6 protein-coding genes and 1 other RNA gene are annotated in these 5,666 nt (G+C 61.6%); 5 read left to right on the top strand and 2 right to left on the bottom strand.

Annotated features, from left to right (window positions below):
* Positions 1-801, bottom strand: an 801-nt coding sequence (locus EOA86_RS19330) for a hydantoinase/oxoprolinase family protein (RefSeq protein WP_245497317.1), incomplete at its 3' end; no start/stop codon positions are given.
* Positions 802-1,002: 201 nt separating this feature from the next.
* On the opposite strand from EOA86_RS19330, the gene EOA86_RS19325 reads away from it, so the two are divergent.
* The 5 genes from EOA86_RS19325 to rnpB all read left to right on the top strand — a co-directional run bounded on the left by EOA86_RS19325 (position 1,003) and on the right by rnpB (position 4,385).
* The gene (locus EOA86_RS19325; RefSeq protein WP_029351485.1) at positions 1,003-1,194 is read left to right on the top strand and encodes a hypothetical protein; all 192 of its coding nucleotides are present in this window, start codon (positions 1,003-1,005) and stop codon (positions 1,192-1,194) included.
* Positions 1,195-1,486: 292 nt separating this feature from the next.
* The gene (locus EOA86_RS19320) at positions 1,487-2,206 is read left to right on the top strand and encodes a DnaJ family molecular chaperone (RefSeq protein ID WP_128343136.1); all 720 of its coding nucleotides are present in this window, start codon (positions 1,487-1,489) and stop codon (positions 2,204-2,206) included.
* Positions 2,203-2,964, top strand: a complete 762-nt coding sequence (locus EOA86_RS19315; RefSeq protein WP_128343135.1) for an N-acetylmuramoyl-L-alanine amidase — start codon at positions 2,203-2,205, stop codon at positions 2,962-2,964. Before EOA86_RS19320 ends, EOA86_RS19315 begins: the two co-directional genes overlap by 4 nt.
* 184 nt (positions 2,965-3,148) lie before the next feature.
* Entirely contained in the window at positions 3,149-3,928 is a 780-nt protein-coding gene (locus tag EOA86_RS19310) for a transglycosylase SLT domain-containing protein (RefSeq protein ID WP_128343133.1), read from the top strand.
* A 58-nt stretch (positions 3,929-3,986) separates the two neighbouring features.
* An RNA gene (gene rnpB / locus EOA86_RS19305) (RNase P RNA component class A) lies at positions 3,987-4,385 on the top strand.
* 756 nt (positions 4,386-5,141) lie between these two features.
* Here rnpB and EOA86_RS19290 read toward each other — a convergent pair.
* The coding region (locus EOA86_RS19290; RefSeq protein ID WP_206630071.1) for a PLP-dependent transferase at positions 5,142-5,666 on the bottom strand (525 nt) is incomplete at its 5' end.

Below are 5,666 nucleotides of genomic sequence, written 5' to 3'. Positions count from 1 at the left end.
GGGTGGGGTCGTTGCGGCAGTGCTCGACGTTCCTTGAGGCCTCGCGCTGCCTTGGGCGACCCCCTCTGGCCGCTTCGCGGCCATCTCCCCCTCGAGGGGGGAGAAAACGCCCAGCTCTTCCGCCACCCTCTGCACATAGCGCGATAGGATCGGCGACAGATAGGCATCGACCACGGTAGTGTCGCCGCGGCCGACCAGCTTGATGAGTGGCGAGACCTCGTGGCTGACCGAGACTTGGCGAAACCGCAGTTTTCTGCAGACTTTTGCAACCGCCTTTTCGTGGTCGGGATATTTCCAGGCATGCATGAAGACGATCGCCACGGCGTCAATGCCGTCGGCCTTGGCCTGTTCGATGGCTGGGCGCACGGCGGCGATGTCGAGCAGCCGATCGACGCAGCCGTCGGCGCGCACGCGCTCGTCGACCTCGATGACGCGCTCGTAGAGTTGTTCGGGAAGAATGATCTCCTTGGCGAAGATGTCGGGCCGCGCCTGATAGGCGATCCTCAGCGCGTCGCGAAATCCCCTGGTGATGAGCAGCAGCACGCGGTCGCCCTTGCGCTCCAGAAGCGCGTTGGTGGCAACGGTAGTGCCCATCTTGATGTCGCCGATCAGGCCGGACGGGATCGGCGCGCCGGATTTTAATTCGAGCAGATCGCGAATGCCCTGGATGGCGGCGTCGGTATAGGCTTCAGGATTCTCGGAAAGCAGCTTGCGCGGGTGCAGCCCGCCTTCCGGATCACGGCCTATGACATCGGTGAAGGTGCCGCCGCGGTCGATCCAGAAATCCCATTTGGCGGTCACGGCAGCTCTCCTAGGCATTTTATTGATTCAATATGTTAATTCGCCCTGGCTTGGTGTTAGTTCGCCAGGGCTTCGCCGGCAACGGCAAAAGCAGATGATGTTACATGCGGAAACGCAACGTTATGAAACTCATAAGCGCCTGATGCATTCTGTCCTCGCTCGTCACCCGGTAGCGGGGGGCGTGATTAGAGGAGAGATGTCATGAAGAAACTCATTCTTGCGTCGGTTTCGGCGCTTGCCCTGCTTGGCGTTGCGGCTTGCAGCGATAGCGGCACGGGCGGGGACGCCACAACCACGCAGAGCACCAATCCGCCGGCGAACGAACAGCCGATGCAGCCGGCGCCTGACGCGACGAAGCCGGCCGAGCCGGCTCCGGCTGCGCCGGCGCAGTAGTTCTCAGGTGATGAACAGAAGGCCGGCATCATGCCGGCCTTCTGACTTCAGGACACGCTCCTTGCGACCGCCGCCGCAAGCGCAGTTTCGCCCGTTACTTTTTCGCCCAGCAGAAGGGGCCGAATGGCAAGGCGACGAAGGCTGGCAGTTTCGCTCGCTGTGGCCGCCGCTGCCGCCTGCTGATTTTCCATGATCGACGGTTGCGCCAGCTGGTCAGGCGGCCGCGAAATCGGCTGCCCTGCGGCATTGTCTTCGCTTGATAGCGGTGGCCAGTTAGCCCTAATAGGTGCCCATGTCGATTTGGGATCGCTTTGGCGACTTCATCACGCGCGTTTCGTCCTCAACCTCGTCCGGCGTCGTCGACGTGGTCGAGGCTGTACGCACGGTTTTCTCCGGCGACCCGGATCTGCGCCGGCGCGTCGCCTTCTCGGTAGCGATGATCGCGCTGTCGGCCAAGATGGCCAAGGCCGACGGCATCGTCACGCAGGACGAGGTGCGCGCCTTCCAGCAGATATTCGAAGTGCCGAAGGACCAAACGCGCAATGTGGCGCGGCTCTACGATCTGGCCAAGCGCGACATTGCCGGGTTCGAGACCTATGCCGCGCGCATGGCGCAGCTTTGCGGCTCCGGTCATTCGAACTGCAAGATGCTGGAGGACATTCTCGACGGGCTGTTCCACATCGCCAAGGCCGACGGGCTGGTCCACGAGCGCGAAGGGCAGTTCCTGCATCGTATTGCCGAGATCTTCCGGATCGAGGAGGCGCATTACCAGAGCATTCTGGCCCGGCACGTCGACCTGGGTGCGGCCGATCCCTATGTCGTGCTTGGCATCGAGCGGGGAAAAACGTTCGAGGAGGTCAGGAGGCGTTATCGCAAGCTGGTTTCGGACAACCATCCCGATCGGCTGATCGCACGCGGGCTGCCGCAGGAATTCGTCAAGATCGCAACGAGCAGGATAGCGGCGATCAACGCGGCCTATGAGATGATCGAACGAGGCCTGCGGCACGCATGAGCGGCTTCCCGCCCGACGAGCCGAGCGCCGAGGTAAGGGTATCGCCGAATTTCGGTCCACGACGCGAGAAGCCCGACATGATGGTGCTGCACTACACCGGGATGGAGACTGGCGCCGGCGCCGAAGCATGGCTGTGCGATCCGGCCAGCGAGGTTTCGTCGCATTATCTCGTCCATGAGGACGGCCGCATCGTCCAGATGGTCAGGGAAAGCGACCGTGCCTGGCATGCCGGCAAGAGTTCCTGGTTCGGACGCAGCGACATCAACTCCTGTTCGCTCGGCATCGAGATCGTCAATCCGGGGCATTCGCTGGGCTATCGGAATTTTCCGAAACCGCAGATCGATGCCGTCATCGGCCTGTGCAAGGGAATTGTTCAGCGCCATACGATTCCAGCCCAACGGGTGCTCGCCCATTCCGACGTGGCGCCGGGACGCAAGATCGACCCCGGCGAGAAATTCCCTTGGAAAGCGCTGTTCGAGGCCGGTGTCGGCCATCTCGTCGAAGCGGCACCCCTCAGGCGCGGCGCGGTGCTGAAGGCCGGCGATGCGAATGCCGAGGTCGAGGCGTTGCAATCGATGCTGGCGCTCTACGGTTATGGCGTAGAGATATCAGGCAATTTTGACCGGCATACCGAAATCGTGGTCGAGGCTTTTCAACGGCATTTCCGCCAACGCAAAGTGGATGGCGTGGCCGACGGATCGACAATCCGCACGCTGGAAAGGCTGCTTGCTTCCGTGAGGGCAGTTCCGCCCAAGTAGTCTTATCCTAGCTGTTCAGTTACAGCCTGTCACTCAAAGTGACTTGCCTCGCCTTTTTTGCCGCCAATTCGGCCGTCAAAGGCGATCCGTGCAAATTGTCGGACCTAGAGCCCCCAGATGTTCCGATGTTGATTTAGCGTAGCTGCGTGAAGTTCTTCGCGCGTTCAAAACAGAACAGGATCCCATGCAGAAATTGACCGTTTTAACGGCAGCTGTTGCTGCCGGCGTACTGACTTTCGCCATCGGTGCCGCCCATGGCGCGCCGCTGAGCCAGCGGGCCGACCAGGGTTTCATTACCGTGTCCGATAAAACCGCCACGCCGAAAGCCGGCCAAGATGCAAAGGAAAAAAGGACAGCCTCCGCAAAGGCGGTAAAAGCTGCTGCGGTAAAGGTGAAAAAGCCAGCATCCGCAAAGGCGGAAAAAGCTGGGGTAAAGGTAAACAAGCCAGCCTCCGCAAAAAATGCAGTCTCCAAACGGCACGTGAAGCGCAACAGGACCCGCATCGACCAGGCGACGACGGCGTCGATCGGCGGGAAAAGCCGGGCGGAGGCGCCGAACGCGGCGGCCGCTGGCGGCAGTGGCCAGTATTCGGCGATCATCGAGCGTCATGCCGCCAGCAATGGTGTGCCGGTCTCGCTCGCCAAGGCCGTCATCATGATCGAAAGCAGCTTCCGGCCGAACCAGGTCGGCAGCGCCGGTGAGATCGGCCTGATGCAGATCAAGCCGTCGACGGCGCGGATGATGGGTTACAGCGGCTCGATCAAGGGCCTCTACGATCCCGAGACCAACATCAAATACGGCATGAAATACCTCGCCATGGCGCACAACCTCGGCGGCGGCACGACCTGCGGCACGATTCTCAAATACAATGCCGGCCATGGCGCCAAGCGGATGAACCCGATTTCCGCGGCCTATTGCGGCAAGGTCAAGGTGCAGTTGGCCGCGCTTGGAGCGCCGGCGTAATAAGCCCGAACCTGCTTTTTTCTTGCGTTTTCGGCCTTGAACCCCTTTATACGCCTTGCCAGCTGGCCGGGCGGCCGCACCCGCGAAGCCGAAAGGCTGCGGGTGAGGAAAGTCCGGGCTCCATGGAGACACGGTGCCGGTTAATGGCCGGCGGGGGCGACCCTAGGGAAAGTGCCACAGAAAGCAAACCGCCACGGTTTTACCGTGGTAAGGGTGAAAGGGTGGGGTAAGAGCCCACCGCGCGACTGGCAACAGGAGCGGCACGGTAAACCCCACCGGGAGCAAGACCGAATAGGGACGGTGCGAGGGGAAACCCTCGAGGGCTGTTTCCGGCTCACCGTCCGGGTAGGTTGCGTGAGGTGCATGGCAACATGCGCCCAAGATGAATGGCCGCCACGTTCTCGCGCCGCAAGGGGCGAGGGCCATACAGAACCCGGCTTACAGGCCAGCTGGCAATTTCTTCCAGATACTACAAGGACATCCCCTGATATCAGCAGGTTGCGTCATCGGGCGCCTGCTGGTTCAGGCGCTTTACTACTGAACCGGCTTTGCTGGGCAGTGGGCGTAACAAGCGTTTCTTGAAGTCGGTGCGATTAATCGTACCATATAGGCGCGGGCAATATCAGCAGCGCATCATGGGTCAGGTCGACAAACGCAGCATCACGCTTTCGCCGGAACTGGCGGCGGCGGTCGACGTTGTGGTCGCCGCCGGCGAATATGCTCGGCGAGCGAGGTGATCCGCGACGCGCTCAGGCAATGCAAGGACCCGCCGCGACCTGCACGGCTATACGGTCGAGGAGTTGCGCAAGCTGGTGCAGGAGGGAATTGACAGCGGACCGGGTCGGTTTGCGTCGATCGACGAAATCAAGGCCGAAGCGCGCAGACGATTGAAATCCGATAACGCGGCATGAATTTGCTGCCCATCATCCGAACTGCAATGCAGAAGAGGATTTGATCGCGACCTGGCTCCATGTTGCGCGAGACGACGAGGCTGTAGCGGACCGGCTGCTCGACCGGAAGCCCGCTGGCGGCAACTGGCGACTTATCCCTTCTCAGGCGCACCGCGCGAAGACATTCGTCCGGCATCCGCCATCTGGTCGTCGGCGAGTATCTCACCTTGTATCGTGTCAGCGAGGATGCAGTCGAGATCCTGCGCGGGCTGCATGGCCGGCGCAATATCGAAGCCGACGATCTGGCTCCGTGATCGATCCGTTCAGCCGCCGATGCCGTCCAGCGACGCTTCGATCGCCTGCCAAAGCTCTTCCACCGGTTCGCAGCCGACCGACAGGCGAACGAAGCCGGGCGGAACAGCGTCTCCTCTTTTTGCTCGCCGTTCCGCCGACGTATGCACGCCTCCGAACGACGTCGCCGCCTGCATCAATAAGCAGTTGTTGATGAAATCCTCGGCCTTGTCCTCCGATGCCAGCACAAACGAGATGAGAAAGCCGAAGCGCTCCATCTGGGCGCGGGCGAGATTGTGCGAAGGGTCGCCTACCAGACCCGGAAAGCGCAAGCCGCTGATCGCACGATGGCTCTCCAGACGCCGCGCTATCACCTCGGCGGAAGAACACATGCGGTCGAAACGCACGTCGAGCGTTTCCAAGCCGCGATGCACAAGCCACGCCTCGAACGGCCCGGGAATGCCGCCCGATGTCTCGCGCCAGCCGGACACGGCGGCGATGATGTCGGCATTGCGGCTGGCGACATGGCCGAACAGCACGTCGGAATGGCCATTGGG

Origin of the sequence: Mesorhizobium sp. M5C.F.Ca.IN.020.32.2.1 (genome assembly GCF_004023105.1) — a bacterium.
Lineage (GTDB): Bacteria > Pseudomonadota > Alphaproteobacteria > Rhizobiales > Rhizobiaceae > Mesorhizobium > Mesorhizobium wenxiniae.
The sequence above is the reverse complement of the archived record's forward strand: the minus strand, read 5'-3'. Positions and strand labels throughout refer to the sequence as shown.

Coding starts and splice junctions, on each gene's coding strand:
- EOA86_RS19325 (WP_029351485.1), top strand. CDS start 1,003: ATGAAGAAACTCATTCTTGCGTCGGTTTCGGCGCTTGCCCTGCTTGGC.
- EOA86_RS19320 (WP_128343136.1), top strand. CDS start 1,487: ATGTCGATTTGGGATCGCTTTGGCGACTTCATCACGCGCGTTTCGTCC.
- EOA86_RS19315 (WP_128343135.1), top strand. CDS start 2,203: ATGAGCGGCTTCCCGCCCGACGAGCCGAGCGCCGAGGTAAGGGTATCG.
- EOA86_RS19310 (WP_128343133.1), top strand. CDS start 3,149: ATGCAGAAATTGACCGTTTTAACGGCAGCTGTTGCTGCCGGCGTACTG.